The 24,721-nt window shown below is 70.2% G+C and carries 26 protein-coding genes; 22 read left to right on the forward strand and 4 right to left on the reverse strand.

What is annotated here, in order from left to right; genetic code table 11:
* Positions 1-84 precede the first annotated feature (84 nt).
* From ACTOWL_RS15470 to ACTOWL_RS15480, 3 genes are all read left to right on the forward strand, one after another.
* Entirely contained in the window at positions 85-1,029 is a 945-nt protein-coding gene (locus ACTOWL_RS15470) for a metFprotein (RefSeq protein ID WP_441322138.1), read from the forward strand.
* A 130-nt stretch (positions 1,030-1,159) separates the two neighbouring features.
* Positions 1,160-1,351: a type II toxin-antitoxin system VapB family antitoxin gene (locus ACTOWL_RS15475; RefSeq protein ID WP_441322139.1), complete on the forward strand. Its 192-nt coding sequence runs from the start codon at positions 1,160-1,162 to the stop codon at positions 1,349-1,351.
* The gene (locus tag ACTOWL_RS15480) at positions 1,348-1,719 is read left to right on the forward strand and encodes a type II toxin-antitoxin system VapC family toxin (RefSeq protein WP_441322140.1); all 372 of its coding nucleotides are present in this window, start codon (positions 1,348-1,350) and stop codon (positions 1,717-1,719) included. Before ACTOWL_RS15475 ends, ACTOWL_RS15480 begins: the two co-directional genes overlap by 4 nt.
* A 16-nt stretch (positions 1,720-1,735) precedes the next feature.
* Here ACTOWL_RS15480 and bioD read toward each other — a convergent pair whose 3' ends face one another.
* Both bioD and ACTOWL_RS15490 read right to left on the reverse strand, forming a co-directional pair.
* Positions 1,736-2,383, reverse strand: coding sequence for a dethiobiotin synthase (bioD, locus tag ACTOWL_RS15485; RefSeq protein ID WP_441322141.1), 648 nt, complete (start codon positions 2,381-2,383; stop codon positions 1,736-1,738).
* A 173-nt stretch (positions 2,384-2,556) separates the two neighbouring features.
* On the reverse strand, positions 2,557-3,594 hold the full coding sequence (locus ACTOWL_RS15490; protein WP_441322142.1) for a GlxA family transcriptional regulator: 1,038 nt from the start codon (positions 3,592-3,594) through the stop codon (positions 2,557-2,559).
* 236 nt (positions 3,595-3,830) lie between these two features.
* Here ACTOWL_RS15490 and ACTOWL_RS15495 point away from each other — a divergent pair, with 236 nt between their 5' ends.
* The 17 genes from ACTOWL_RS15495 (at position 3,831) to ACTOWL_RS15575 (ending at position 19,474) form a co-directional block, all read left to right on the forward strand.
* Positions 3,831-5,501, forward strand: a complete 1,671-nt coding sequence (locus ACTOWL_RS15495) for a formate--tetrahydrofolate ligase (RefSeq protein WP_441322143.1) — start codon at positions 3,831-3,833, stop codon at positions 5,499-5,501.
* Between the two features lie 100 nt (positions 5,502-5,601).
* On the forward strand, positions 5,602-6,168 hold the full coding sequence (locus ACTOWL_RS15500) for a tyrosine phosphatase family protein (protein WP_441322144.1): 567 nt from the start codon (positions 5,602-5,604) through the stop codon (positions 6,166-6,168).
* A gap of 120 nt (positions 6,169-6,288) precedes the next feature.
* Positions 6,289-6,438 (forward strand): hypothetical protein, encoded by a 150-nt coding sequence (locus ACTOWL_RS15505; RefSeq protein WP_441322145.1) that lies wholly within the window; start codon positions 6,289-6,291, stop codon positions 6,436-6,438.
* 62 nt (positions 6,439-6,500) lie between these two features.
* Positions 6,501-7,751: a sarcosine oxidase subunit beta family protein gene (locus tag ACTOWL_RS15510; RefSeq protein WP_441322175.1), complete on the forward strand. Its 1,251-nt coding sequence runs from the start codon at positions 6,501-6,503 to the stop codon at positions 7,749-7,751.
* Positions 7,752-7,763: 12 nt separating this feature from the next.
* Positions 7,764-8,138, forward strand: coding sequence for a sarcosine oxidase subunit delta (locus tag ACTOWL_RS15515; protein ID WP_441322146.1), 375 nt, complete (start codon positions 7,764-7,766; stop codon positions 8,136-8,138).
* Entirely contained in the window at positions 8,135-11,119 is a 2,985-nt protein-coding gene (locus ACTOWL_RS15520) for a 2Fe-2S iron-sulfur cluster-binding protein (protein ID WP_441322147.1), read from the forward strand. Before ACTOWL_RS15515 ends, ACTOWL_RS15520 begins: the two co-directional genes overlap by 4 nt.
* Positions 11,112-11,735, forward strand: a complete 624-nt coding sequence (locus ACTOWL_RS15525) for a sarcosine oxidase subunit gamma (protein ID WP_441322148.1) — start codon at positions 11,112-11,114, stop codon at positions 11,733-11,735. The genes ACTOWL_RS15520 and ACTOWL_RS15525 overlap by 8 nt, the downstream gene beginning before the upstream one ends.
* 117 nt (positions 11,736-11,852) lie before the next feature.
* On the forward strand, positions 11,853-12,401 hold the full coding sequence (locus tag ACTOWL_RS15530) for a carboxymuconolactone decarboxylase family protein (RefSeq protein ID WP_441322149.1): 549 nt from the start codon (positions 11,853-11,855) through the stop codon (positions 12,399-12,401).
* 25 nt (positions 12,402-12,426) lie between these two features.
* Complete coding sequence (locus ACTOWL_RS15535) at positions 12,427-13,266, forward strand: helix-turn-helix domain-containing protein (RefSeq protein ID WP_441322150.1); 840 nt, start codon at positions 12,427-12,429, stop codon at positions 13,264-13,266.
* A gap of 114 nt (positions 13,267-13,380) precedes the next feature.
* Entirely contained in the window at positions 13,381-13,740 is a 360-nt protein-coding gene (locus tag ACTOWL_RS15540) for a GFA family protein (protein ID WP_441322151.1), read from the forward strand.
* A gap of 27 nt (positions 13,741-13,767) precedes the next feature.
* Complete coding sequence (locus ACTOWL_RS15545; RefSeq protein WP_441322152.1) at positions 13,768-15,141, forward strand: NAD(P)H-dependent oxidoreductase; 1,374 nt, start codon at positions 13,768-13,770, stop codon at positions 15,139-15,141.
* An 18-nt stretch (positions 15,142-15,159) separates the two neighbouring features.
* Positions 15,160-15,627, forward strand: coding sequence for a MarR family winged helix-turn-helix transcriptional regulator (locus tag ACTOWL_RS15550; protein ID WP_441322153.1), 468 nt, complete (start codon positions 15,160-15,162; stop codon positions 15,625-15,627).
* A 17-nt stretch (positions 15,628-15,644) separates the two neighbouring features.
* Positions 15,645-17,717, forward strand: coding sequence for an FUSC family protein (locus ACTOWL_RS15555; protein ID WP_441322154.1), 2,073 nt, complete (start codon positions 15,645-15,647; stop codon positions 17,715-17,717).
* Entirely contained in the window at positions 17,714-17,911 is a 198-nt protein-coding gene (locus ACTOWL_RS15560; RefSeq protein ID WP_441322155.1) for a DUF1656 domain-containing protein, read from the forward strand. Before ACTOWL_RS15555 ends, ACTOWL_RS15560 begins: the two co-directional genes overlap by 4 nt.
* A 13-nt stretch (positions 17,912-17,924) precedes the next feature.
* A complete protein-coding gene (locus tag ACTOWL_RS15565) occupies positions 17,925-18,812 on the forward strand; it encodes an efflux RND transporter periplasmic adaptor subunit (RefSeq protein WP_441322156.1) in 888 nt (295 codons plus the stop codon).
* 55 nt (positions 18,813-18,867) lie between these two features.
* Entirely contained in the window at positions 18,868-19,182 is a 315-nt protein-coding gene (locus ACTOWL_RS15570; protein WP_441322157.1) for a type II toxin-antitoxin system RelE/ParE family toxin, read from the forward strand.
* Between the two features lie 10 nt (positions 19,183-19,192).
* A complete protein-coding gene (locus ACTOWL_RS15575; protein ID WP_441322158.1) occupies positions 19,193-19,474 on the forward strand; it encodes a helix-turn-helix domain-containing protein in 282 nt (93 codons plus the stop codon).
* A gap of 10 nt (positions 19,475-19,484) precedes the next feature.
* On the opposite strand, the gene ACTOWL_RS15580 is transcribed toward ACTOWL_RS15575, so the two are convergent.
* Together ACTOWL_RS15580 and ACTOWL_RS15585 are read right to left on the reverse strand one after the other, a co-directional pair.
* The gene (locus ACTOWL_RS15580; RefSeq protein ID WP_441322159.1) at positions 19,485-21,329 is read right to left on the reverse strand and encodes an ABC transporter ATP-binding protein; all 1,845 of its coding nucleotides are present in this window, start codon (positions 21,327-21,329) and stop codon (positions 19,485-19,487) included.
* 233 nt (positions 21,330-21,562) lie between these two features.
* Positions 21,563-22,645: an NmrA family NAD(P)-binding protein gene (locus tag ACTOWL_RS15585; RefSeq protein ID WP_441322160.1), complete on the reverse strand. Its 1,083-nt coding sequence runs from the start codon at positions 22,643-22,645 to the stop codon at positions 21,563-21,565.
* 96 nt (positions 22,646-22,741) lie between these two features.
* Here ACTOWL_RS15585 and ACTOWL_RS15590 point away from each other — a divergent pair, with 96 nt between their 5' ends.
* Both ACTOWL_RS15590 and ACTOWL_RS15595 read left to right on the forward strand, forming a co-directional pair.
* On the forward strand, positions 22,742-23,659 hold the full coding sequence (locus ACTOWL_RS15590) for a LysR family transcriptional regulator (RefSeq protein ID WP_441322161.1): 918 nt from the start codon (positions 22,742-22,744) through the stop codon (positions 23,657-23,659).
* 77 nt (positions 23,660-23,736) lie between these two features.
* Complete coding sequence (locus ACTOWL_RS15595; RefSeq protein ID WP_441322162.1) at positions 23,737-24,717, forward strand: isopenicillin N synthase family dioxygenase; 981 nt, start codon at positions 23,737-23,739, stop codon at positions 24,715-24,717.
* Positions 24,718-24,721 lie beyond the last annotated feature (4 nt).

The following is a 24,721-nucleotide window of genomic DNA, read 5'->3' on the forward strand; positions in this document are numbered from 1 at the left end:
TCCGCGACGCAGCGCCGAAGGCCCGGCATCACCATTTTGTCATCCAAGCGCCGGTGATGGCGCCGTGCCCATGGAGGACGGTGAATGCTGGGGTTCAATCGGTCGACCGCCAAGGTTGTCTCGCTGCCGACGCCGAAGACGGCGGTGGTCGACCTGTTCCGCGGCCTCTCGATCGAGACCGCGCCCGGCATCGCCGCCAAGACCGCCAGCTACGGCGCGCATCTGCCGGCCGGCACTCCCGTCTATGTCACCATGCTGCCGGGCGCCGATCTCGGCGAGATCGTGCAGACCGCGGCGCGGCTGCGCGGCGAAGGCCTGGTGCCGGTGCCGCACATCGCCGCCCGCAGCCTGGAGAGCCGGGCCCAGCTCGACGACTATCTGCGCCGCCTCGCCGGCGAGGCCGGGGTCGACCAGGTGCTGGTGATCGGCGGCGGCGTGTCCACCCCGGTCGGCCCGTTCGACCGCACCATGCAGGTGCTGGAGACCGGCCTGCTGCAGCAGCACGGGATTAAGATGATCGGCGTCGCCGGCCATCCCGAGGGCAGCAAGGACATCCCGGACGAGGAGATCGCCCGTTCGGTCGCCGAGAAGAACGCCTATGCCAGGGCAACCGGCACCGAGCTGTACATCGCCACCCAGTTCTGCTTCGACGCCGAGGCGATCATCGCCTGGGACCGCGCGCTGCGCCGCGCCGGCAACGAGCTGCCGATCCATCTCGGCCTGGCCGGCCCGGCCAAGCTGAAGAGCCTGATCCACTATGCCGCGATGTGCGGCGTCGGCCCGTCGATGCGGTTCCTGACCCGGCAGGCGATGAACATCGCCAAGCTGGCCTCGGTGTCGGTGCCCGACAAGCTGCTGACCGAGCTGGCGGATTACCGTGCCAAGGATGCCGGCTGCGGCATCGCCCAGCTGCACCTGTTCGCCTTCGGCGGGCTGGAGCGCTCGGCCCGCTGGGTCAAGGCGATGCAGGAAGCCCGCTTCACCCTCGACGGCCGCGGCGGCTTCGCCATGGACGAGTCGCTGGACTGAGCCTGACCTGTTCCGGGAGACAAGGACGGGCGCCCCAGGGCGCCCGTTCCGTTTGCAGGCAGTCTCGCCGCGGCATTGAATTGGGCATCAAAGACGCCTAATTTCATGCTTCACGGTCCAGGAGACCACCATGCGGACGACCCTCGCCCTCGACGATGACCTGCTCGCCAAGGCACAGGCCCTCACCGGGCTGCAGGAGAAGTCCGCCCTGGTGCGGGAAGCCCTGAAAGCGCTCATTGCCCGGGAGAGCGCACGGCGGCTGGCGGCCCTGGGCGGAAGCGAGCCCGATCTGGAGCCCGTGCCGCGACGGCGGACGGAGTGATCCTGGTCGATACATCGGTCTGGATCGACCATCTGCGATCGGCTGACGACGGCCTGGCCCATCTGCTCGATACCGGCCAGGTCCTGATGCACCCGTTCATCGTCGGCGAGCTGGCTCTCGGGAGCCTGCGCCAACGCGACCTGATCCTGCAAACCCTGCAGGATCTGCAGCAGGTCGACGTCGCCACGGAGCCGGAAGTGCTGCACTTCATCGCCCGGCACAGCCTGTTCGGCCGCGGCATCGGCTATGTCGACGCGCATCTCCTGGCCAGCATCAGATTGACGGCAGGGATTTCTCTCTGGACGCGCGACAAGCGCCTGCTGGCCGTGGCCGAGCCGTTGGGCATGGCGGCGAGACCCGTCCAGTAGAGGGGTCGTCGCCGCCTCAGGCGGCCACGGCCTCGGAGACGATCTCGCCGAGGGGCGGCACGGCCTGGGCCAGCTCCTCGATCACCGCGCGGGTGACCTTCGGCAGCTCCGGGATCTCCAGGATCACCGGCACGCCGCCATGCTTCTCGATCGCGGCGCGGTTGCCGGCGTTGAGCGGGCCGTTCATCACCACCCCGGCGATTGGGATCTTGCGGCTGCGCAGGGCCTCGATGGTCAGCAGCGTGTGGTTGATCGTGCCGCGGCCGCTGCGGGCCACCACGATGGTCGGGTAGCGCCACACCGCCAGCAGGTCGATCGCCAGCGTCGAGCAGTCGAGCGGCACCATCAGCCCGCCGCCCGGGCCTTCGATCAGCAGCGGCCGGGGCGAGTAGGCCGGTGTCAGCGCGGCCGGGTCGATCTCGCTCTCCTCCAGCGCCGCGGCGGCCACCGGGGCCAGCGGCGCCTGGAAGGCGTAGGTCGGCTTCTGCAGCCGGTCGGCCGGCAGGCCGGTCAGGGCGGCGATGGTGGCGGTGTCCGCCGGCTTCTCGGCCAGGCCGGTCTGCACCGGCTTCCAATAATCGGCGTCCCAGGCAAGGGCCAGGCAGGCGCAGGCGAGGGTCTTGCCGACACCGGTGTCGGTGCCGGTCACATAGAATCGGGTCATGGGGTGCTAAAGGTCTCAGCGGCGAGGCGGTCGGCGGCCGGAAGGGCCTGCCAAGTCCGGTCTACGGGCATTCGGGTCCGGGATGCCGTTACGCGAAGTCGCGGACTATGCACAGATCGGTCCTCCGAAGCGAGTCCCCAGATACCGCAGCGCAGCAAAGCTGGAATGCGTCGTCAAGCGAGGACCTTCTGGCGGACCGGCCGCTCGGGCATCGGCACGCCGCGCAGGATGGCGTTCGCCCGCTCTTCCCGGGGCGAACGGCCGTAGAGCTGGCGGTAGCATTTCGAGAAATGCGAGGCCGAGACGAAGCCGCAGGCCAGGGCCAGGTCGACGATCGGCAGGTCGCTCTGGTTGATCAGATGCTGGGCCCGCTCCAGCCGCAGCTCGAGGTAGTAATGCGCCGGGCTGTGGCCGAGCTGCTTGCGGAACAGCCGCTCCAGCTGCCGCCGCGACAGGCCGACATGGGCCGCCAGCTCCTCCTGCGGCAGCGGCTCGGCGATGTTCGCCTCCATCAGCTCGATCGCCGACACCAGCTTCGGGTTGTGCACGCCGAGCCGGGCCCGCAGCGGCAGGCGCTGGCGGTCATGCGGGCTGCGGATGCGGTCGACCAGGCACTGCTCGGACACCTTGGTCGCCAGGTCGCGGCCCTGCCGCAGCGCGATCAGGTGCATCATCATGTCGATCGCCGCGGTGCCGCCGGAGCAGGTGTAGCGCTTGCGGTCGACCTCGAACAGGTCGCTCGACACCGGGATCTCGGGGAAGGTCTCGGCGAAGCCCGGCAGGTTCTCCCAATGGATGGCGCAGCGATAGCCGCCGAGCAGCCCGGCCCGGGCCAGCAGGTGCGAGCCGGTGCACAGCGCGCCGATGCCGACCCCCTGCCGCTCGGCCCGGCGCAGCCAGGCGAAGACCTCGTCGTCGCGGTAGCGCTCGATGCCGAGGCCGGAGCAGGCGAAGATCATGTCGAGCGGCTTGGACAGGCCGGACTGGCGGCTGAGCTCGGCCAGCGAGGTGTCGACGCCGACGCTGATGCCGTTGCTGGCCTTCACCGCCTGGCCGTCCTTGGACAGCACCGTCCAGCGGTACAGCGGCTTGCCGGCCATGCGGTTGGCGATGCGCAGCGGCTCGACCGCCGAGGTGAAGGCGATCATCGAGAATTGCGGAATCAACAGGAAGCCGATCGTCTCGGTGTCGAAGGCTGGATCCTGGCCCATGCTCTCTGTGCCTCCCGAAGGGGTGCGCCTTGTTAACGAATCGGTAGCACGGGTCGCAAATTCGACAAAGAGGCTGCTTGCGACGGACAACGGATAGTGCGATCCGCTGGACGCATGGCTCGCGCCGCCGCGGCCGGCCGCGTCGCAGCGAGAGCGGAGGACGTCGCCGCAGACGGGGTGGCGTCGCGGATGCTATGGGACGATCGACGCAAAAACAGCCTGGGGGAGCTTGGGACATGGCGGCACCGTCGGATATCGAGATCGCGCGGGCCGCGACGCTGCGGCCGATCGCGGAGGTCGGCGCCACGCTCGGCATCCCCTCGGACGCCCTCTACCCCTACGGCCCGCACATCGCCAAGCTGACGCCCGGCTTCATCGACGGGCTGGACGGCCGGCCCGACGGCAAGCTGATCCTGGTCACCGCGATCACCCCGACCCCGGCGGGTGAGGGCAAGACCACCACCACGGTCGGCCTCGGCGACGGGCTGAACCGGATCGGCAAGAAGGCGGCGATCTGCCTGCGCGAGCCGTCGCTGGGGCCGTGCTTCGGCATCAAGGGCGGCGCCGCCGGCGGCGGTCGCGCCCAGGTGGTGCCGATGGAGCAGATCAACCTGCACTTCACCGGCGACTTCCACGCCATCAGCAGCGCCCACAACCTGCTGTCGGCGCTGCTCGACAACCACATCTACTGGGGCAACGCGCTCGGCCTCGACACCCGCCGGGTGACCTGGCGCCGGGTGATGGACATGAACGACCGGGCGCTGCGCTTGATCGTCACCAGCCTGGGCGGCGCCCAGAACGGTTTCCCGCGCGAGGACGGCTTCGACATCACCGTGGCGTCCGAGGTGATGGCGATCTTCTGCCTGGCGAAGAGCCTGCAGGACCTGGAGCAGCGGCTGGGCCGCATCATCGTCGGCCAGTCGCTCGACCGCCGGCCGGTGACGGCGAAGGACCTGAAGGCGGACGGGCCGATGACCGTGTTGCTGAAGGACGCCTTCATGCCGAACCTGGTGCAGACGCTGGAGAACAACCCGGCCTTCGTCCATGGCGGCCCCTTCGCCAACATCGCCCATGGCTGCAACTCGGTGATAGCGACCAAGACGGCGTTGAAGCTGGCCGACTACGTCGTCACCGAGGCCGGTTTCGGCGCCGATCTCGGGGCCGAGAAGTTCTTCGACATCAAGTGCCGCAAGGCCGGGCTGAAGCCGGCGGCGGTGGTGATCGTCGCCACCGTGCGGGCGCTGAAGATGCATGGCGGCGTGGCCAAGGAGGAGCTGGGGCAGGAGAATGTGGCGGCGCTGAAGAAGGGCCTGGCCAATCTCGGCCGCCACATCCGCAATGTCGGCCAGTTCGGCGTGCCGGCGGTGGTCGCGGTCAACCGCTTCGTCGCCGACACCGAGGCCGAGCTGCAGGCGGTGCGCGACTATTGCGCCGAGCACGGGGTCGAGGCCCAGGTCTGCAACCATTGGGCCGACGGCAGCGCCGGCACGGTCGAGCTGGCGCGCAAGGTGGTGGCCCTGGCCGAGGACCATTCCCAGTTCCGCACCCTGTACGACGACGACCTGCCGCTGTGGGAGAAGATGCGGACGATCGCGACCTCGATCTACGGCGCCGATGACATCATCGCCGACAAGCGGGTGCGCGACCAGTTCGCCCAGTACCAGAAGGCCTATGGCCATTTCCCGCTCTGCGTCGCCAAGACCCAGTACAGCTTCTCCACCGACCCGGCGCTGAAGGGCGCGCCGTCACACCATGTGGTGCCGGTGCGCGAGCTGCGCCTGTCGGCGGGGGCGGAGTTCCTGGTGGCGATCTGCGGCGAGATCATGACCATGCCCGGCCTGCCCCGGAGCCCCGCGGCCAACAATATCCGGCTGGATGAGGGCGGGCGGATCGAGGGGCTGTTCTGATCGGCCGCATGACCCGTCCGCACGGCTGACGTCCGGCATCGGCGTTTGACCCGGCGGTGGCCGGGCGGGACAGTGCCTTCCCGTTTCCGAGGACGATCCGATGCTGCTGCACCCCGACCGCCATCTCACCGTCTGCGGCCTGGAGGAGATCGCCGGCTTCCGCGCCGCCGGCGTCACCCATGTGCTGTCGATCGCCGATCCGGGCACCCCGGCCGAGACCTATTTCGACGGCTTCGCGCCGCATCGCCGCCTCGACCTGCGGTTCCACGACATCATCGATGAGCGGCCGGGCGAGATCCTGCCGACCCCCGGGCATGTTGCGTCGATCCTGGAGTTCGGCGAGACCATGGCGGCAGAGGGCGAGAGCCTGCGCCACCTGCTGGTGCATTGCCACATGGGCATCTCGCGCTCGACCGCCTCGATGCTGATGCTGATCGCCCAGCGCCATCCGGGCGAGGAGGAGGCCTCGGTGGCGAGGCTGGCGGCGATCCGGCCGCAGGCCTGGCCGAACACGGTGATGATCGACTATGCCGAGGTGGCGCTGGGCACCCAGGGCCGGCTGCGCGACGCGCTGCTGCCGCAGTACCGCCGGGTCAGGGACGAGCAGCCGGACCTGATCACCATGCTGCGCCGTGTCGGCCGCGGGCGGGAGATTCCGGCGGACTGAGGCGCTCTTTCGCTTCGTAGGTTGGGTTCGCGATAAGCGAACCCAACAGCGTCGCGGCAGGATGGTTGGGTTCGCCTCGGCGAACCCAACCTACTGAGTTAAGACGGGTGGAAGCAGGCCATGAAGACTAAGAACCCGCATATCGGCGAAAGCTTCGAGAGCTTCCTGCGCGAGGACGGCATTTACGATGAGGTCACGGCGACCGCCATCAAGCGGACCCTCGCGCTGAAAACCCCTTGGCGCAGGGCGACGCCTGCGTGTCGCGCCTAAGCTCGCGCCGGGCCGGTCGGCTCTGCACCATGCCCACGCTCACCCTGGACCCGCCCGGATCGATGTCCCGATACTCAGTCTTCTCCCTCGTCCGCAACGCGCTGTCGCACCACGAAGGCTGGCAGAAGGCGTGGCGTTCGCCCGACCCCAAGCCGGCCTATGACGTGGTCATCGTCGGCGGCGGCGGCCACGGCCTGGCCACCGCCTACTACCTGGCGAAGGAGCACGGCATCACCAATGTCGCGGTGCTGGAGAAGGGCTGGATCGGCGGCGGCAACACCGGCCGCAACACCACCATCGTCCGCTCCAACTACCTCTACGACGCCTCGGCCTTCATCTACGAGCACGCGCTGAAGCTGTGGGAGGGCCTGTCGGCCGACCTCAACTACAACGTCATGTTCAGCCAGCGCGGCGTGATGAACATCTGCCACGACCCGCATGAGGCGCGCGAGCTGATGCGCCGGCTGCACGCCAACCGGCTGAACGGCATCGACAGCGACTGGCTGAGCCGCGAGCAGGTGCTGGAGTTCTGCCCTGCCCTGAACCCGGACCCGACCATCCGCTTCCCGGTCTATGGCGGCACCGTGCAGCGCCGGGCCGGCACGGCGCGGCACGACGCCGTCGCCTGGGGCTATGCCCGCGGCGCCGACAGCCGCGGCGTCGACATCATCCAGAACTGCGAGGTCACCGGCTTCCGCACCGAGCAGGGGCGCGTCGTCGGGGTCGAGACCACGCGCGGCACTATCGGCGCCGGCAAGGTCGGCGTGGTCGCGGCCGGCCACAGCTCGGTCCTGGCCAACCTCGCCGGCTTCCGCCTGCCGCTGGAGAGCCACCCGCTGCAGGCGCTGGTGTCCGAGCCGATCAAGCCGGTGATCGACTGCGTCGTCATGTCGAACGCCGTGCACGCCTATGTCAGCCAGTCCGACAAGGGCGAGCTGGTGATCGGCGCCGGCATCGACGGCTACGTCTCCTACTCCCAGCGCGGCGGCTTCGCCATCATCGAGGAGACGCTGGCGGCGATCGTCGAGATGTTCCCGATCTTCAGCCGCATGCGCATGCTGCGGCAATGGGGCGGCATCGTCGACGTGGCGCCGGACGCCAGCCCGATCATCGGCAAGACCCCGGTCGAGAACCTGTTCATCAACTGCGGCTGGGGCACCGGCGGCTTCAAGGCCACCCCGGGCTCGGGCCATGTCTTCGCCCACACCGTCGCCCGCGGCGAGCCGAACGCCATCGCCGCGCCCTTCGCGCTGGACCGCTTCAGCTCCGGCGCGCTGGTGGCCGAGCACGGCGCCGCCGCCGTGGCGCATTAAGGAACCCGAGCCATGTTCCTGATCGACTGCCCCTGGTGCGGCCCGCGCGACCAACGCGAATTCCGTTGCGGCGGCGAGGCCCATATCCGGCGCCCGGCCAACCCGGCCGAGCTGAGCGACGCGGAATGGGCCGACTATGTCTTCATGCGCTCCAGCCCCAAGGGGCTGCACTATGAGCGTTGGGTCCACATCCATGGCTGCCGGCGCTGGTTCAACATCGCCCGCAACACGGCGACCGACGAGATCCTGGCCGTCTACGGCCCGGGCGACCCGCCGCCCGCGATCGACGGCCAGTCCATCCCCACCCCGTCCGGCGAGCCGGCGCGGGGCACCGCCAACGCGCCGCTGGTCGATCCCGCCAGCGCTTCCGGCTCGCAGATTCCATGACCCAACGCTACCGCCTGGTCGGCCGCGGCGCCGATATCGACCGCACCCAGGGCGTCGCCTTCGCCTTCGACGGCACGTCGTATCGCGGCTATGAGGGCGACACGCTGGCCTCGGCCCTGCTGGCCAACGGCGTCCATCTGATGGGCCGCAGCTTCAAGTATCACCGGCCGCGCGGCGTGATCTCGGCCGGACCGGAGGAGCCGAACGCGCTGGTCCAGCTGGGCCCGGACGCGGCCCGCACCGACCCGAACAGCCGCGCCACCCAGGTCGAGCTGTTCGACGGACTGGTGGCGCGCAGCCAGAACCGCTGGCCGTCGCTGCGCTTCGATTTCAATGCGGTCAACGACCTGTTCGCGCCGCTGATTCCGGCCGGCTTCTACTACAAGACCTTCATGTGGCCGCGCTCGCCCAAGGCCTGGATGGTCTATGAGCGCTTCATCCGCAAGGCGGCCGGCCTCGGCGTGTCGCCGCGCCAGCCGGACCCCGACCGCTACGACCATATGAACGCGCATTGCGACGTGCTGGTGGTCGGCGGCGGCATCGCCGGGCTCGGCGCCGCCCTGGCCGCTTCCCGCGCCGGCGCCCGTGTGATCCTGGCCGAGGACCAGGGGCGCTTCGGCGGCTGGCTGCGGTCGGAGCCGACGGCGTCGATCGGCGAGGCCGGCGCGCTCGACTGGGTCGAGGCGACGGTGGCCGAGCTGGCGTCGATGCCCGATGTTCGGGTGCTGCCGCGCACCACCGCCTTCGGCTATTACGGCCACAACTGGCTGGGCCTGCTGGAGCGCACCAGCGACCACATCGCGCCGCATGCGGTGCCGGCCGGCACGCCGCGGCAGCGGCTGTGGAAGGTGCGGGCGAAGCAGGTGGTGCTGGCCACCGGGTCGATCGAGCGCAGCCTGGTGTTCGCCGAGAACGACCGTCCCGGCATCCTGCTGGCCGGCGCCGCCAACATCCTCGCCTGGCTCGAGGAATGGCTGCAGACCGAGTGGCCGGACCTCAAGGGGCCGGCGATGGTCGACACCCGGCGGGATCCGGAGGGGCCGCTGGTGCGGGCGGCGCGCGCCGCCGGCCTGCCGGTCTATGCCGGCCATGCCGTGGTCGGCACCTCCGGCCGCCTGCGGGTGAACGAGGTGCGGCTGATGCCGCTGGCCGCCGACGGCCAGTCGGTGCGGCGCGGCGCCGAGACCACCATCGCCTGCGACGCCGTCGCCATGTCCGGCGGCTGGAACCCGGTGCTGAACCTGCAGTCGCAGTCGCGCGGCAAGCTGCGCTGGGACGAGGCGCGGTCGACCTTCATGCCCGGCCAGTCCTTCCAGGCCGAGCGCTCGGCCGGCGGCTGCGCCGGCACGGTGCGCCTCGCCGACGCGCTGCAGGAGGGCCTCGTGGCCGGCGCCGCCGCGGCCTCGGCCGCCGGGCTGAGCCCGGTGCCGGTGCCGGTGCCGCCGGTCGAGACCGCGCAGGAGGAGCCGCAGGCCGGCGACGACCGGCCGCTGTGGTACGTGCCGTCGGACCGGCCGGCCAATGCCGTGCGCGCCTTCGTCGACTTCCAGAACGACGTCACCGCCAAGGACCTGCGGCTGGCGCTGCGCGAGGGCATGGTCTCGGTCGAGCACGTCAAGCGCTACACCACCACCGGCATGGCCACCGACCAGGGCAAGACCGGCAACGTCAACGCCCTCGGCATCGTCGCCCAGACCATGGGCAAGACCATTCCGGAGATCGGCGTCACCACCTTCCGCCCGCCCTACACCCCGGTCACCTTCGGCGCCATCGCCGGGCGCAGCGTCAAGGCGCTGTACGCCCCGATCCGCCGCACCCCGATGCACAGCTGGGCCGAGAAGCACGGCGCGGTGTTCGAGAATGTCGGCGGCGGCTGGAAGCGCGCCTGGTACTTCCCGAAGCCGGGCGAGGACATGCACGCGGCGGTGAACCGCGAGGTCAAGGCGGCGCGGAATTCGGTCGGCGTGATGGACGCCACCACCCTCGGCAAGATCGACGTCAGGGGGCCGGACGCGGCGGAGTTCCTGAACCGGGTCTACACCAACGCCTGGGCCAAGCTGGCGATCGGCGGCTGCCGCTACGGCCTGATGCTGGGCGAGGACGGCATGGTCAAGGATGACGGCGTCACCACGCGCCTCGCCGACGACCATTTCCACATGACCACCACCACCGGCGGCGCCGCCAACATCCTCGCCTGGCTCGAGGAATGGCTGCAGACCGAGTGGCCGGACCTCAAGGTGTTCCTGACCTCGGCCACCGAGCAATGGGCGGTCGCCACCATCTCCGGCCCGAAATGCCGCGAGCTGCTGTCGCGCCTGACCGACATCGACCTGTCGAACGAGGCCTTCCCGCATCTGAGCATGCGCGAGGGCACGGTGGCCGGGCTGCCGGCGCGGGTGTTCCGCATCTCCTTCACCGGCGAGCTGTCCTACGAGATCAACGTCCCGGCCGCCTACGGCCTGGCCCTGATGGAGGCGATCGAACGGGCGGGGCAGGGGCTGGACCTGACACCCTACGGCACCGAGGCGATGCATGTGCTGCGGGCCGAGAAGGGCTTCATCATCGTCGGCCAGGAGACCGACGGCACCACCACCCCGGGCGACCTGGGCATGAACTGGATCGTCGGCAAGAAGAAGCCGGACTTCATCGGCAAGCGCTCGCTCGACCGGGCCGACACGGCGCGGGCCGACCGCAAGCAGCTGGTCGGCCTGCTGACCGACGACCCGAAGCTGGTGCTGGAGGAGGGGGCGCACATCATCGACACCGCCACGCCGGGCGCCCCGCCGGTGCCGATGCTGGGCCATGTGACCTCGAGCTACTGGAGCCCGAATCTCGACCGCTCGATCGCGCTGGCGATGGTCAAGGGCGGGTCGGGGCGGCTCGACGGCACGGTCCACATCGCCATGCCCGACCGCACCATCGCGGCCAAGGTGGTGAAGCCGGTCTTCGTCGATCCCGAGGGAGGGCGCCAGCATGCCTGACACCATGTCCGTTCCGGGCGAGGCCGCGGCCCGGCGCTCGGCGACCGCTGGGCTGGTCCGGCCGCTGGTGGCGCCGGCCAATCCGGGCGTCCGACTGGCCGAGATCGTGCATGAGGCCAAGCTGAACTTGCGCGGCGACCTGGCCGATGCCGGCTTCGGCGCGGCCGTGGCCGGAGCCCTTGGGCTCGACCTGCCGGCGCGGCCGGGCATCGCCGCGGCCGAGGGCGTGGCGGCGCTGTGGCTCGGCCCGACCGAATGGCTGGTGGTCGACGGCGTCGACCGCGAGGCCGACCTGGCCGCCCGGCTGCAACGTGCGCTGGCCGGCCGGCACGCCGCGGTGACCAACGTCACCGACAACTGGACGGTGATCGCGCTGGCCGGGCCGAAGGCGCTGGACATGCTGGCCAAGGGCTGCCCGCTGGACCTGCATCCGCGCGCCTTCCCGGTGGGTTCGGTGGCGCAGAGCATGGTCTGCCACGCCGACGTGGTCCTGCACCGCACCGACGACGCGGATGGCGCGCCGCGGCTGCGGATCTATGTCCGCCGGTCCTTCGCCCAGTATCTCTGGGACTGGCTGGCCGATGCAGGGCTGGAATACGGGGTCGGCGAGGGCTGAGGCCCGGCCGACTCTGGACTCTATGACCTGGGAGGTAGTTGGACGGCCTCCACCAATCGGCTTTGCTCCCCCTCGACGCCGGCGATCCCGTTCGCCGGGGCATCGAGAGGAGCCAGCATGCCGTCCTATCCGATCCATACCATCGCCACGGCGCCCGAGACGGCGCAGCCGGTTCTCGAGCAGCTCGAGAACACCTTCGGCATGGTCCCCAACATCGCGGGGGCCATGGCGAATTCGCCGGAGCTGATCAAGGCCTTCGCCGGCCTGTTCCAGCAGGTCCATTCCGGCACCTTCACCGAAGCGGAGATCCAGACCCTCCTGCTGACCAATGCGGTCACCAATGCCTGCGATTGGGCGGTGGCGTTCCACACCCTGCTGGCCCTGAAGGAGGGGCTCGCACCCGCCGATGTCGAAGCGATCCGCGGCCGCGGTGTCCCGGCCGACGGTCGGCTGGCTGCCCTGTCCGGCCTGGCCCGGATGCTGATCGAGACGCGCGGCCATGTCAGCGACGATGATCTCGAAACCTTCGTCGCTGCCGGGTTCCGCCGGGAGCAGGCGTTGGAGATGCTGGCCGTGACCGCAGCGTCGACCATCACCAACTATGCCGGCACCATGACCCGGCCGCCGCTCGAGGACGCCTTGCTGCCGCATGCCTGGCGGACCTGACCGGCCGCTTCGAGGGAGTCCCGCCATGCCCATGCAGGATCCGATTGCCAGGCCGCGCGGCGGCCAAGTCGGCGCCCTGCTGCGGCATTGGCGCGATCTGCGCCGCAAGAGCCAGCTGGAGCTGTCGTTCGACACGGGCGTGTCGCAGCGGCATCTCAGCTTCATCGAGGTCGGGCGCAGCGTTCCCAGCCGCCAGATGCTGATCGACATCGCCACCGCGCTGGACATGCCTCTGCGCGACCGGAACACGCTGCTCCTGGCCGGTGGCTATGCGCCGATATACCCCGACGGTGCCTGGGACGGCCCGGAGATGCGCAGCATCACCACCGCCCTGGAGCGCATGCTCCGCCAGCATGAGCCGTTTCCGGCCCTGGTGATGGATCGCTATTGGAACGTGCTCCTGACCAACCGATCCGCGCCGCGCTTTTTCAGCCGCTTCACGGATCTGTCCGCGCGCAAGGCGCCGCGCAACATGCTGCACCTGGTGTTCGATCCGGATGGCCTGCGTCCCTGCATCGTCGATTGGCCGACTGTCGCGGAAAGCCTGATCCAGCGTGTCCATCGCGAAGCTGTGGGACGCGTCATCGACGACAGGATCAAGGGGCTGCTGGCGGCGCTCATGGCCTATCCGGACGTCGAGCCCGCCTGGGCGTCCCTCAAGGCAACAGACGTCCAGGGCCCGACGCCGGTCATCCCGATCGGCCTCGTCAAGGACGGCAGAGTGCTCAACTACTTCTCCATGATCGCGACCGTCGGCACGCCCCGGACAGTCGCGGCCCAGGAACTCCGCATCGAGTGCATGTTCCCGGCGGATGAAGCGACCGAAGCGTTCCATGCCGAGCTCATGGCCGGGGAGCCGACATAGGCGGCGACGGCTCGGCAGAGCCTTGATCCCGGTGGACAGGTCGGAACTCTCGGGCGACCCTGAGCCCGAACGCCGCCGTGACTCACGGCGATCCAAGAGCCGGAGGAACGCCCCATGCCCGAGACCAGGACCTATGATGGCGGCTGCCATTGCGGCGCCGTGCGTTACCGGGTCGAGACCGACCTGGCGAAGGTGCTGAGCTGCAACTGCTCGCACTGCCAGAAGCGCGGCCTGATGCTGACCTTCGTCACGCCCGACCACTTCACCCTGCTGTCGGGCGGCGACGGGCTGGCCGACTACCAGTTCAACAAGAAGGTGATCCATCACCTGTTCTGCCCGAGCTGCGGCATCGAATCCTTCGCCCGCGGCCGCAAGCCGGACGGCACCGAGATGGTCGCGATCAATGTCCGCTGCCTGAACGACATCAACCTTACGACCGTGACCGCGATCCCGATCGACGGCCGCAGCCACTGACCCTTCTTTCTGCGCCGGGGAGACCCCATGAATCTCGCGACCAAGCTGAAGCAGCGCGCCGCCGAGGGCCGGCCGGTCCGAATCGGCCTGATCGGCGCCGGCAAGTTCGGCTCGATGTTCCTGGCGCAGCTGCGCACCACCACCGGCCTGCATCTGCTGGCCGTTGCCGACCTGTCGGCGGAGCGGGCGCGACAGGCGATGGCGACCACCGGCTGGGACGTCGATGCGGTCCAGGCCTCCTCCTTCGAGGATGCCCGCAAGACCGGGCGGACCCATGTCACCGAGGATGCCGAGGCGCTGATCCGCGCGGACGGGCTGGACGTCGTGGTCGACGCCACCGGCAGCCCGGCCGCCGGCATCCGCCACGCGCTGCTGTCGGCCGAGAACGGCCGCCACATCGTCATGGTCAATGTCGAGGCCGACGTGCTGGCCGGCGCCTATCTGGCCGAGCGGTTCCGCCAGGCGGGGCTGGTCTACAGCCTGGCCTATGGCGACCAGCCGGCGCTGGTGTGCGAGCTGGTCGACTGGGCCGAGACCTGCGGCTTCCGGGTGGTGGCCGCCGGCAAGGGCACGAAGTACCTGCCGAGCTATCACCAGTCGACGCCCGACACGGTCTGGGGCCATTTCGGCATCACCGACGAGGAGGCGCGGGCGGGCGGCATGAACCCGCAGATGTTCAACTCCTTCATCGACGGCACCAAATCGGCGATCGAGATGGCGGCGATCGCCAACGCCACGGGGCTGGCGGCGCCGCGCGACGGCCTGCTGTTCCCGCCGGCGGGCGCGCATGACCTCGCCCGGGTTCTGCGGCCGCGCGAGGCCGGCGGCGTGCTCGAACACGCCGGCATGGTCGAGGTGGTGACCAGCCTGGAGCGCGACGGCCGGCCGGTGGTCAACGACCTGCGCTGGGGCGTCTATGTCGTGTTCGAGGCCGACGACGACGATGCGCGCGCCGCCTATACGCGCCGCTGCTTCCGCGAATACGCCATCACCACCGATCCCTCCGGCCGCTACGGGGCGCTGTACCGGACCGTGCATTTCATCGGCCTCGAGCTCGGCGTCAGCGTCGCCTCGGCGGCGCTGCGGCACGAGGCGACCGGCAGCCCGACCGGCTTCCGCGCGGATGCGGTCGCCGTGGCCAAGAAGCCGCTCGCCGCCGGCGAGATGCTGGACGGCGAGGGCGGCTACACGGTCTGGGGCCGGATCATGCGGGCGGAGGATTCGCTGGCGGCCGGCGCCCTGCCGATCGGCCTCGCCCACAAGGTCAAGCTGGTGCGGCCGGTGGCGGCCGGCGACGTGGTGCGCTGGGACGACGTCGCGATCGAGCAGACCGAGGCGGTCCGCATCCGCCGGGCGATGGAGGCTGGCATGCGGCAATTGCGTTGTGAGTCAAATAATTAGCATCCTAATAGTTTCGCCATGTCAGACACCCTCTCCACCGCGCGGGACGATTTCGGGTTCCGCCTGCACCTCGTCGCCCGGCTGTGGCGGCGCGAGATCGACGAGGCGCTGGGCCGCTACGGGCTCAGCGCCGCCACCTGGCAGCCGCTGCTGCATGTCTCCCGCCTGGGCGAGGGCCTGCGGCAGCGCGACCTGGCGGAGTCCCTCGGCATCGAGGGGCCGTCGCTGGTCCGCCTGCTCGACACGCTCGAAACCCAGGGGCTGATCGAGCGGCGCGAGGACGAATCCGACCGCCGGGCCAAGGCGGTGCATCTGACCGCGGACGGCCGCACCCTGGTCGAGGGCATCCGCGGCATTGCGGCCGAGGTGCGCGAGCGTCTGCTCGCTGGCATCTCCGACGAGGATATGGTGCTCTGTCTCGGCCTGCTGGGCCGGATCGAGGGCAACCTCGCTGCCGGCCGGCCGGCGCCGGAGGGTGGCCGCTAGGCCCGTCGAGGGAATGAATGGACTGGCCGACCTGGCGTGACGGCGTGTTCTCGCTGCGCACCTTCTGCGCCGCGCTCCTGGCCGCCTGGATCGCCCTGCGCATCAACGTGTCCTCGCCCGGCACGGCGATGCTGACCGTCTACATCGTGTCGCAGCCGCTGACTGGGATGATGCTGTCGAAGAGCGTCTACCGCGTGCTCGGCACCAGCGCCGGGGTCATCGCCAGCATGACCTTCATCGGCCTGTTCGCGCAGGAGCGCGAGCTGTTCGTGCTGGCCAGCGCCCTGTGGTTCGGGGTCTGCATCTACGTCTCGGTGCTGCTGCGCGACGCGCCCAGCGCCTACGCGCCGCTGCTGGCGGGCTACACCGCCGCGATCATCGGCTTCCCGGCGATCACCCAGCCGGAGGCGGTGTTCGACATCGCCACCAACCGCTGCGTCGAGATCCTGCTGGGGATCGGCTGCGCCGGGGTGCTCAGCGCCATCGTCCTGCCGCGCCCGGTCGGGCCGGTGCTGCGGGGCCGGATCGAGGTGCTGCTGGCGGCCACGGCCAAATGGGCGGTCGGCATCCTGCGGACCGAGGGCACCGACGAGGCGTCCCAGGCCGACCGCGGCCGGCTGATCGGCGATGCGGTGGCGCTGGAGACGCTGCGCGCCCATGCCGTGTTCGACACCCGCGCGATCCGCCTGGCCAATGACGTGATCCGCCAGCTGCAGGGGCGGCTGTTCACCTTCCTCGCCATGCTGGTCTCGGTGCAGGAGCGCGGGCGGCTGCTGCGCTTCCGCGACCCGGCGCGGTGGCAGGCGATCCGCCCGGCCTTCGAGGCGGTGGCGCGGATCATGGACCGGTCCCTCGGCCCGGACCAGCCGGATGACGACGAGAGCATCGGCGCCGCCCGGCGCCTGATCGACACGATGCAGCCGACGCTGGAGGAACTGAGGCAGAGCCAGACGGCGATGGTCGTGCGGATCCTGCTGGACCGGCTGCAGGACGTGCTGACGCTGCGCGACGACTGCCTGCGGCTGCGCGACCATGTCGCCGCCGGCACCCGGCCGCGCACCATGCGCTCGGCGCCGTCGGTCAGCCGGCACCGCGACCAGGCCGCCGCCATCATGGCCGGGATCACCGCCTTCACCGCGCTGGCGGTCGCCTGCAGCTTCTGGATCCTCACCGCCTGGCCGAACGGCGCCGCGGCGGCGACCATCCTGGTCGTGGTCTTCGGCTTCTTCTCCGGCGCGGACGAGCCGGCGCTGCCGGCCAAGGAATTCCTGCGGATGGCGTCGGTCGCCTGCGTCATCTACCTGCTCTATTTCACGCTGGTGCTGCCCCGGGTCGACGGCTTCCCCATGCTGGCCCTGGTGCTGGCCACGGTGCTGGTGCCGGCCGGCATGCTGATGCCGGCACCGCGGATCGGCGCCTCCGGGCTGCTGCTCTGCATCAACTTCCTGACCCTGCTGGGGCTGTCCGACCGCGCGTCGCTCGACTTCGCCGGCGCCATCAACAACAGCCTCGCCACCCTGGCCGGCATCGCCCTGGCGGTGCTGCTGTTCCGGCTGATCCGGCCGCTCGGCGTGCGCTGGATGGCGCAGCGCTTCGTCACCGGCATCATGGCCGACCTGTCGCGCATGGCCTCCGGCAGCGGCCTGTCGCAGGCCGAGTTCGAGAGCCGGATGTTCGACCGCATCAACGGCCTGTTCTCGCGGCTCGACCATGCCTCGCCCGGCGACCGACCGATCCTGCATGGCAGCCTGGCCAGCCTGCGCGTCGGCCACAACATCATGATCCTGCGCCGCCTGTCGGGCCGGCTGCCGCCGCCCGGCACGCGGGCGGTGGCGGCGGCGCTGGCCGCGCTGGAGCGCCATTTCGGCCTGGCCTGGCGGCACCGCGGCCCCAGCGGCCCCGAAGCGATGGCCGCCCTGGCGCGGGCCGGCGAGGCGCTGCAGGGGCTCGACACCGACCGCAACACTGTCACCGCCCTGGTCTCGGTCACCGCGATCTGGGTGACCCTGTCCTACCAGTCCGAATTCTTCGCCATGCCGCAGACCGACGGCCCGGCCCTCATCCGTGACCTGATTGTGCCGACACCATGATCAAGGAAATCGACCTCGCCGGCGTGTACCTGTCGCCGATGCTCGGCTACCTGGTGGTGGCGCTCGTCATCACCGGCCTGCTGCGCTTCGGGCTGGGGCGCGCCGGCGCCTATCGCTGGATCTGGCATCCGGCGCTGTTCGACCTCTCCCTGCTCCTGATCATCCTGACCGCCCTCGTCGCGCTGACGATGTGAGGGGAAGAAAGCTATGAAATACGCAGCCCTCGCCCTTCGCGTCTTCATCACCCTGGTCGTGGCGGCCGGTGCCGTCGTCGCCGGCGTGCTGCTGTGGCAGTACTACATCGACAGCCCCTGGACCCGGGACGCCCGGGTGGCGGCGGAGATCGTGCAGGTGGCGCCCGACGTCTCCGGCATCATCGTCAGCCTGCCCGTGGCCAACAACCAGGAGGTGCGGAAGGGCGACGTGCTCCTCGTGATCGACCCCGACCGCTACACCCTGGCGGTGCAGCGGGCGCAGGCCGCGCTGGACAGCCAGACGGCGCAGACCGAGCAGCTCGAGGCGGATGCCGCGCGCCGGGCCAAGCTGGGGCTCAACGCCATCTCGGTCGAGGCCCAGCAGCAGGCGGAATCGGCGGCCCGCGCCGCCCGCGCGGCGGTGGAGCAGGACCAGGCGGCGCTGGACACGGCCAAGCTGGACCTGGAGCGGACGACGATACGGTCGCCGGTCAACGGCTTCGTCTCGACCCTGATCGTGCGGCAGGGCGCCTATGCCACGGCGGGCAAGCAGGTGATGGCGATCGTCGACGCCGACAGCTTCCACGTCCGCGGCTATTTCGAGGAGACGAAGATCCCGCGCATCCGGCCGGACGACAAGGTCGAGATCCGGCTGATGGGCGTGTCGACGCCGCTGGACGGCCATGTCGTCAGCATCGACCGCGCCATCTCCGACCGCGAGGTGACGCTGAACTCGTTCTACCAGATCGTCGACGTGAACCCGACCTTCAGCTGGGTCCGCCTGGCCCAGCGCATCCCGGTCCGGATCGCGATCGACAAGGTGCCGGACGGCGTGCTGCTGGCCTCCGGCATGACCGCCACGGTCGAGGTGCTGCCGGCGGCGGAGAAGCCGGCGAAGTAGGGCGGCTCGCTACGCCTTGTCGTGTCTATACTGATTTTGATATAAGTGACTGGGCATGACGACGCGCGTTGTCTTCCTCGGGGACTCCCTGGATCGCCTTCGGGAGTTTCCGGACACGGCGCGGCGTGAGGCCGGTGTCGAGTTGCGCCAGGTCCAGCTCGGGCTGGACCCATCGGATTGGAAACCGATGAAGACGGTCGGCTCCGGCGTCCGTGAGATCCGCATTCGCGACAAAGCCGGAGCATTCCGGGTGATCTATGTCGTCAGGCGGAGCGACGCGGTCTACGTGCTCCACGCGTTTCAAAAGAAGACGCAGCAGACCGCGAAAAAGGATTTGGACTTGGCTGCTGCACGGTTGCAGCAGATCTGATGAGGCTGCCATGGAACGCCAGAGCTTCGACAATGTCTGGGATGCGCTGGAGGACACGCCGGCCGAGGCCGCGAACATGACGATGCGGTCGGATTTGCTGATCGCACTTCGTCAGCAGGTGCAGGGCTGGGACGTGACCCAGGCCGAGGCAGCCCGGCGGCTCCAGATCACGCAGCCGCGGCTGAACGACCTGCTGCGTGGTCGGATCAGCAATTTCAGCCTGGACGCGCTGATCAATCTCGCGGGCCGGGCCGGGCTGGCGGTCCGCCTCGACATCACCGAAGCAGCCTGAACTACGGCACCTACTCCGCCGCCTGCTCCTCCTCGCCGAGGAAGCCGCCGGACTGGCGGCGCCACAGCGAGGCGTAGTGGCCGTTGGCCTTCAGCAGTTCCTCGTGGCTGCCGATCTCGACGATGCGGCCGCGGTCCAGGATCACCAGCCGGTCCATCCGGGCGATGGTCGACAGGCGGTGGGCGATGGCGATCACCGTCTTGCCCTCCATCAGGTCCTCGAGCTGCTCCTGGATCGCCGCCTCGACCTCGGAATCGAGCGCCGAGGTCGCCTCGTCCAGGATCAGGATCGGCGCGTTCTTCAAGACCACCCGGGCGATCGCCACGCGCTGGCGCTGGCCGCCGGACAGCTTGACGCCGCGCTCGCCGACATGGGCCTCGTAGCCGCGCCGGCCGCGCCAGTCCTCGACATCCAGGATGAAGTCGTGGGCGTGCGCCTGCTTGGCCGCGGCCACCACCTCGGCCTCGGTCGCGGTCGGCCGGCCGTAATTCAGGTTCTCGAAGATCGACCGGTGCAGCAGCGAGGTGTCCTGGGTCACCACCGAGATCTGCTCGCGCAGGCTCTCCTGCGTCACCCCGGCGATGTCCTGGCCGTCGATCAGGATGCGGCCGCGCTCCAGGTCGAAGAAGCGCAGCAGCAGGTTGACCAGGGTCGACTTGCCGGCGCCGGAGCGGCCGACGAGGCCGATCTTCTCGCCCGGCCGGATGTCGAGGTTCATGTTCTCGATCACCCCGCCCGGCCGGCCGTAGTTGAAGCTGACCTGGTCGAAGCGGATGCCGCCCTCGGTCACCTTCAGCCGCTTGGCGCCCGGCTTGTCGACCAGCCGCAGCGGGTTGGCGATCGAGATCATGCCTTCCTGCACCACGCCGATATTCTCGAAGATCGTGGTCACCTGCTGCGCCACCCAGCCGGCCATGTTGACGATCTGCCAGGTCAGCGGCAGCACCATGGCGACGGCGCCCAGCGCCACCAGCCCCCGGCTCCACAGCAGAATGGCGATGGCCGCGGTCGACACCACCAGCGTCGCGTTGGTGGTCGACAGGCACAGGTTGAACAGGGTGATCAGCCGCAGCTGGCTGCGGAAGATCGTGGTGTGGCCATCCACCGCCTCGCGGACGTACTCGTCCTCCTCCTTCGCCCGGGCGAACAGCTTCACCGTCAGGATGTTGGTGTAGCTGTCGACGATCCGGCCGGTCAGCAGCGACCGCGCCTCCGACATCTCCAGCGAGCGCTGCTTCAGCCGCGGCACGAAATAGGTGAGGAGGAGGATGTAGACCGCGAACCAGCCGACGGTCGGCAGCGCCAGCCACAGGTCGGCGCTGGCCAGCAGCACCAGCGCGCTGGTGCCGTAGACGGTCAGGTACCAGACCGCGACGATCGACGTCACCGTGCTGTCGCGCAGGGCCACGCCGGTCTGCATCACCCGGTTGGCGATGCGGCCGGCGAAGTCGTTCTGGAAGAAGGTCCAGCTCTGCCGCACGACGTGCCAGTGGCTCTGCCACCGGACCAGGTTGGTGAAGCCCGAGGCGATGATCTGGTTGGTGATCAGCGCCTGCAGGAACAAGGCAGCAGGGCGGCACACCAGCAGCACCGCCGTCATGCCGGCCAGCAGGTGCCAATGGTCGGCGAACAGCGCTTCGGGCGTGACGGTGCTGAGCAGGGTGACGACCCGGCCGATGAACACCGGGATCAGCGCGTCGAGCAGCGCGACGGCCAGCCCGGCGCCGAGCAGGGCGACGTAGTACCAGCGGACCTGTCGCAGGAAGAACCAGTAGAACCGCAGCAGGTTGCCCGGCGGCTGGCCAGGCATGCCCGTGGCGGTCGGCAGCACGCGGGCTTCGAAAAAGCGGAACATGGGGAGGTCTTCCGGCGGGCGTTTTATTTTTTGGGCGGCAGGGTTACAGCCTGCGCCGACAATGTCGCGACGAAAAGACCGGACAATTGGACACAGGAATTCGTTCAGCGCAGGGCTCGCGACAGTTTCGTCTGTGCGCGCGGTCACTGGCGGGCCGGTGCCGGCGCGCCAGGATTGCCGCCATGGATGCAGGGGCGCGGCCGGATCGTTCGGCCGCGGCATCCGAAGTGGGGCTAATATGAAGTACATCTTCGTGCCGCTGCTGGTGGCGTTGGCCGGATGGGGCATCCGGCCGGCCTTGGCCGACGACATTCACGACGCGCTCGACCAGGCCGACTCGGCCTATGGCAGCGGCGATTACGGCCGGGCGAAGAAGGCGGCCGATCTGGCGTCCACGCTGCTCGGCCAGCAGGCCGCCGAGCAACTGGCCAAAGCTCTGCCCGGGCCGCTCGACCTGTCGGCGCTGAAGTGATCGGTGGGCGAGGGGCCTTGCCCCTCGGCTCGGCGGCCGGATCGCTGCCGAAGTCGACATGGCCGCTGTTGAGGCCCCGCATCATCTCGGTGAAGCCGGCGATGCTGCGCGCCGAGAAACCGCCATGCGACAGGGCCTCGGCCCAGCCGGCCTCCGGCACGGCGACGGCCTGCACCGGCTTGCCGAGCGCCCGGGCGAAGGCCGCGGCGACGTCGTTCGGAGAGTAAACAGCCGGTCCCTGCAGGGCGATCGTCCGGCGCCCGGCCCAGTCCTGGCGCAGGGTCTCGGCGGCGGCGCGGCCGATATCGGCGGTGGCGACCATCGGGATGGCCCGGTCGAGCGGCGCCAGGAAGCTGGGCAGCACGCCCTCGGCGGCGGCGACGCCGGCCACCTCCGCCCAGTTCTCCATGAAATAGGCGGCGCGGATGAAGGTCACCGGCAGGCCGATCCCGGCCAGCCGCTGCTCCAGGGTCCGGAGGGTGGCGATGATCCCGGTTCCGCTCGGCCGGTCCGCGGCGACCGAGGACAGAACCACCAGCTTCGGCAGGCGGGCGGCGGTCGCCGCCTGGGCGATGCTGTCCGCCACGACCGCGGCGTCGCGGAAGGGATCCTCCGCCGCATAGCCGGTCGGGTTCAGCAGATAGGCGCCGCGCGCCCCGGACAGGGCGGCGGTCAGCGCCGCGGCATCGGCGAGGTCGGCGACCGCGACCTCGGCGCCCTGCCGCGCCCAGCTCTCTCCCTTGGCGGCATCGCGAACCAGAACGCGGACGCGCTCGCCCGCCTCGATCAGGGTTCGGGCGGTGGCGGCGCCCGTGTTCCCGCTCACGCCGGCGACGACATACATGGCTCTCTCCTGCATTCACCCGCCCGCAGCCGGGTCGGTGCCGAAGAGATGCGACGGCGGTGGCCATATCGCAAATGCATGGATATGATCGTCTGCATGCGTGAAGTGGATCTGGCCGGAGTCGACCTCAACCTGCTGAAGCTGCTCGACGCGCTGCTGCGCGAGCGCAGCGTCACCCGGGCCGGGCTGCGGCTCGGCCTCAGCCAGCCGGCGGCCAGCCGGGCGCTCGGCCGGCTGCGTCGGCTGCTGGCCGACCGGATCGTGGTGCGGACGCCGCAGGGGCTGGAGCTGACGCCGCGGGCCGCCGCCCTGGCCGAGCCGGTGGCGCGGCTGCTGGAGGGCGCCCGGGCGATCGTGGCGCCGGCGGCCTTCGACCCGGCGACGGCACGGGGCCGCGTCACCATCGTCGGCGTCGACTACACCACCCTGCTGGTGATGCCGGCTCTGGTGGCGCGGCTGTCGCGCCTGGCGCCGGGGCTGGACCTGGAGATTCCGCCTCTGGCCGGCGACCATGCCGAGCCGATCGCCGCGGATGCCGCCGACCTGGCGCTCGGCGTCTACGACACCCTGCCGGCCGGCTTCTTCCGCCGGGCGCTCTACGACGAGGACCTGGTCTGCGCCGTCCGCCGCGGCCATCCGGTGATCGCGGCGGGGCTGACGCTGGAGCGCTTCGCCGCCCTGTCGCATCTGCTGGTGATCATCACCGGCCGCGGCGAGGCGCCGGTCGACGTGGCGCTGGCCCGGCACGGGCTGACCCGGCGGGTGGCGATGCGGATGCCGCATTTCATCGCCGCGCCGATGCTGGTGGCCGAGACCGACATGATCCTGTCGCTGCCGCGCCGGCTGGCGCGCCGCATCGCCGCCACCACGCCGATCGAGGTGCTGGAGCTGCCGCTCGAGATCGAGCCCCTCACCGTGTCGATGATCTGGCACGAGCGGCGGCAGGACGACCCGGCCCATGCCTGGGTGCGCCGGCAGGTGGCGGAGGCCGCGCGCGAGGCGACCCGGGACTGACCGCCGGGCGACACGAGAACAGGCTTTGACCGCGGCGGCGCGGCGTCGTGAGATAGTGCCGGACAGGGGAGGTGCGGATGAGCCTGGTGCCGGTGATCGATCTGGCGCCCGCTTTGGCGGGGGAAACGGGGCCGGTGGCCGCTGCGGTGGCCGAGGCCTGCGCGCGCGTCGGCTTCCTGGTGGTGACCGGCCATGGCGTGCCGGCGGCGGTGATCAACCGCGGCTGGGCCGCTGCCCGCGCCTTCTTCGACCTGCCCGAGGCGGCGAAGCGGAGCGTGGTGATGCCGCGGCCCGGCTATCCCTACGGCTATTCGCCGGTGGCGGGAGAGAGTCTGGCCCGGTCGCTCGGCGACCGGCGGCCGCCTGACCTGAAGGAGAGCTTCTCGATCGGCCCGGCCGATCTGACGCCGCCGCCCGATTCGGCGGACGCGATCGCCTTCGCCTGGGCCGCCAATCTGTGGCCGGCCGAACCGCCCGGCTTCCGCGATGCCATGCTGGCCTATTACCAGGCCCTGTCCGATCTCGCCGGCCGGCTGATGCGGCTGTTCGCGCTCGGCCTGGAACTGCCGGAAGGTTTCTTCGACAGCCGGATCGACCGGGCGATCAGCGCGCTGCGGCTGCTGAACTATCCGGACCAGCCGGTGCCGCCGGAGCCGGGGCAGCTGCGCGCCGGCGCCCACACCGATTACGGCTCGCTGACCATCCTGCTGCCGCAGGATGCGCCGGGCGGGCTGGAGGAGCAGGGGCCGGACGGGGCCTGGCACGCGGTGCCGGCGGTGCCGGGCGGCTTCGTGATCAATCTCGGCGATCTGATGGCGCGCTGGACCAACGATCGCTGGCGCTCGACCCTGCACCGCGTCGTCAACCCGCCGCCGGATGCCGCCGGGTCGACCCGGCGCCAGTCGATCGCCTTCTTCCACCAGCCGAACTGGGATGCGGAGATCGCCTGCCTGCCGAGCTGCCTCGGCCCGGGTGAAGCACCCAAATACCCACCGGTCCTGTCAGGCCCGCATCTGGCGGCGAAGTTCCGATCGACGGTGACGCTGCCGGCCGCCTAGGGGC

This window comes from Inquilinus sp. CA228 (assembly GCF_052078665.1).
GTDB lineage: Bacteria > Pseudomonadota > Alphaproteobacteria > DSM-16000 > Inquilinaceae > Inquilinus.

Coding starts and splice junctions, on each gene's coding strand:
- ACTOWL_RS15565 (WP_441322156.1), top strand. CDS start 17,925: ATGAAATACGCAGCCCTCGCCCTTCGCGTCTTCATCACCCTGGTCGTG.
- ACTOWL_RS15560 (WP_441322155.1), top strand. CDS start 17,714: ATGATCAAGGAAATCGACCTCGCCGGCGTGTACCTGTCGCCGATGCTC.
- ACTOWL_RS15495 (WP_441322143.1), top strand. CDS start 3,831: ATGGCGGCACCGTCGGATATCGAGATCGCGCGGGCCGCGACGCTGCGG.
- ACTOWL_RS15575 (WP_441322158.1), top strand. CDS start 19,193: ATGGAACGCCAGAGCTTCGACAATGTCTGGGATGCGCTGGAGGACACG.
- ACTOWL_RS15470 (WP_441322138.1), top strand. CDS start 85: ATGCTGGGGTTCAATCGGTCGACCGCCAAGGTTGTCTCGCTGCCGACG.
- ACTOWL_RS15505 (WP_441322145.1), top strand. CDS start 6,289: ATGAAGACTAAGAACCCGCATATCGGCGAAAGCTTCGAGAGCTTCCTG.
- ACTOWL_RS15525 (WP_441322148.1), top strand. CDS start 11,112: ATGCCTGACACCATGTCCGTTCCGGGCGAGGCCGCGGCCCGGCGCTCG.
- ACTOWL_RS15500 (WP_441322144.1), top strand. CDS start 5,602: ATGCTGCTGCACCCCGACCGCCATCTCACCGTCTGCGGCCTGGAGGAG.
- ACTOWL_RS15570 (WP_441322157.1), top strand. CDS start 18,868: ATGACGACGCGCGTTGTCTTCCTCGGGGACTCCCTGGATCGCCTTCGG.
- ACTOWL_RS15530 (WP_441322149.1), top strand. CDS start 11,853: ATGCCGTCCTATCCGATCCATACCATCGCCACGGCGCCCGAGACGGCG.
- ACTOWL_RS15540 (WP_441322151.1), top strand. CDS start 13,381: ATGCCCGAGACCAGGACCTATGATGGCGGCTGCCATTGCGGCGCCGTG.
- ACTOWL_RS15535 (WP_441322150.1), top strand. CDS start 12,427: ATGCCCATGCAGGATCCGATTGCCAGGCCGCGCGGCGGCCAAGTCGGC.
- ACTOWL_RS15490 (WP_441322142.1), bottom strand. CDS start 3,594: ATGGGCCAGGATCCAGCCTTCGACACCGAGACGATCGGCTTCCTGTTG.
- ACTOWL_RS15585 (WP_441322160.1), bottom strand. CDS start 22,645: ATGTATGTCGTCGCCGGCGTGAGCGGGAACACGGGCGCCGCCACCGCC.
- ACTOWL_RS15520 (WP_441322147.1), top strand. CDS start 8,135: ATGACCCAACGCTACCGCCTGGTCGGCCGCGGCGCCGATATCGACCGC.
- bioD (WP_441322141.1), bottom strand. CDS start 2,383: ATGACCCGATTCTATGTGACCGGCACCGACACCGGTGTCGGCAAGACC.
- ACTOWL_RS15590 (WP_441322161.1), top strand. CDS start 22,742: ATGCGTGAAGTGGATCTGGCCGGAGTCGACCTCAACCTGCTGAAGCTG.
- ACTOWL_RS15595 (WP_441322162.1), top strand. CDS start 23,737: ATGAGCCTGGTGCCGGTGATCGATCTGGCGCCCGCTTTGGCGGGGGAA.
- ACTOWL_RS15555 (WP_441322154.1), top strand. CDS start 15,645: ATGGACTGGCCGACCTGGCGTGACGGCGTGTTCTCGCTGCGCACCTTC.
- ACTOWL_RS15475 (WP_441322139.1), top strand. CDS start 1,160: ATGCGGACGACCCTCGCCCTCGACGATGACCTGCTCGCCAAGGCACAG.
- ACTOWL_RS15550 (WP_441322153.1), top strand. CDS start 15,160: ATGTCAGACACCCTCTCCACCGCGCGGGACGATTTCGGGTTCCGCCTG.
- ACTOWL_RS15545 (WP_441322152.1), top strand. CDS start 13,768: ATGAATCTCGCGACCAAGCTGAAGCAGCGCGCCGCCGAGGGCCGGCCG.
- ACTOWL_RS15510 (WP_441322175.1), top strand. CDS start 6,501: ATGTCCCGATACTCAGTCTTCTCCCTCGTCCGCAACGCGCTGTCGCAC.
- ACTOWL_RS15515 (WP_441322146.1), top strand. CDS start 7,764: ATGTTCCTGATCGACTGCCCCTGGTGCGGCCCGCGCGACCAACGCGAA.
- ACTOWL_RS15580 (WP_441322159.1), bottom strand. CDS start 21,329: ATGTTCCGCTTTTTCGAAGCCCGCGTGCTGCCGACCGCCACGGGCATG.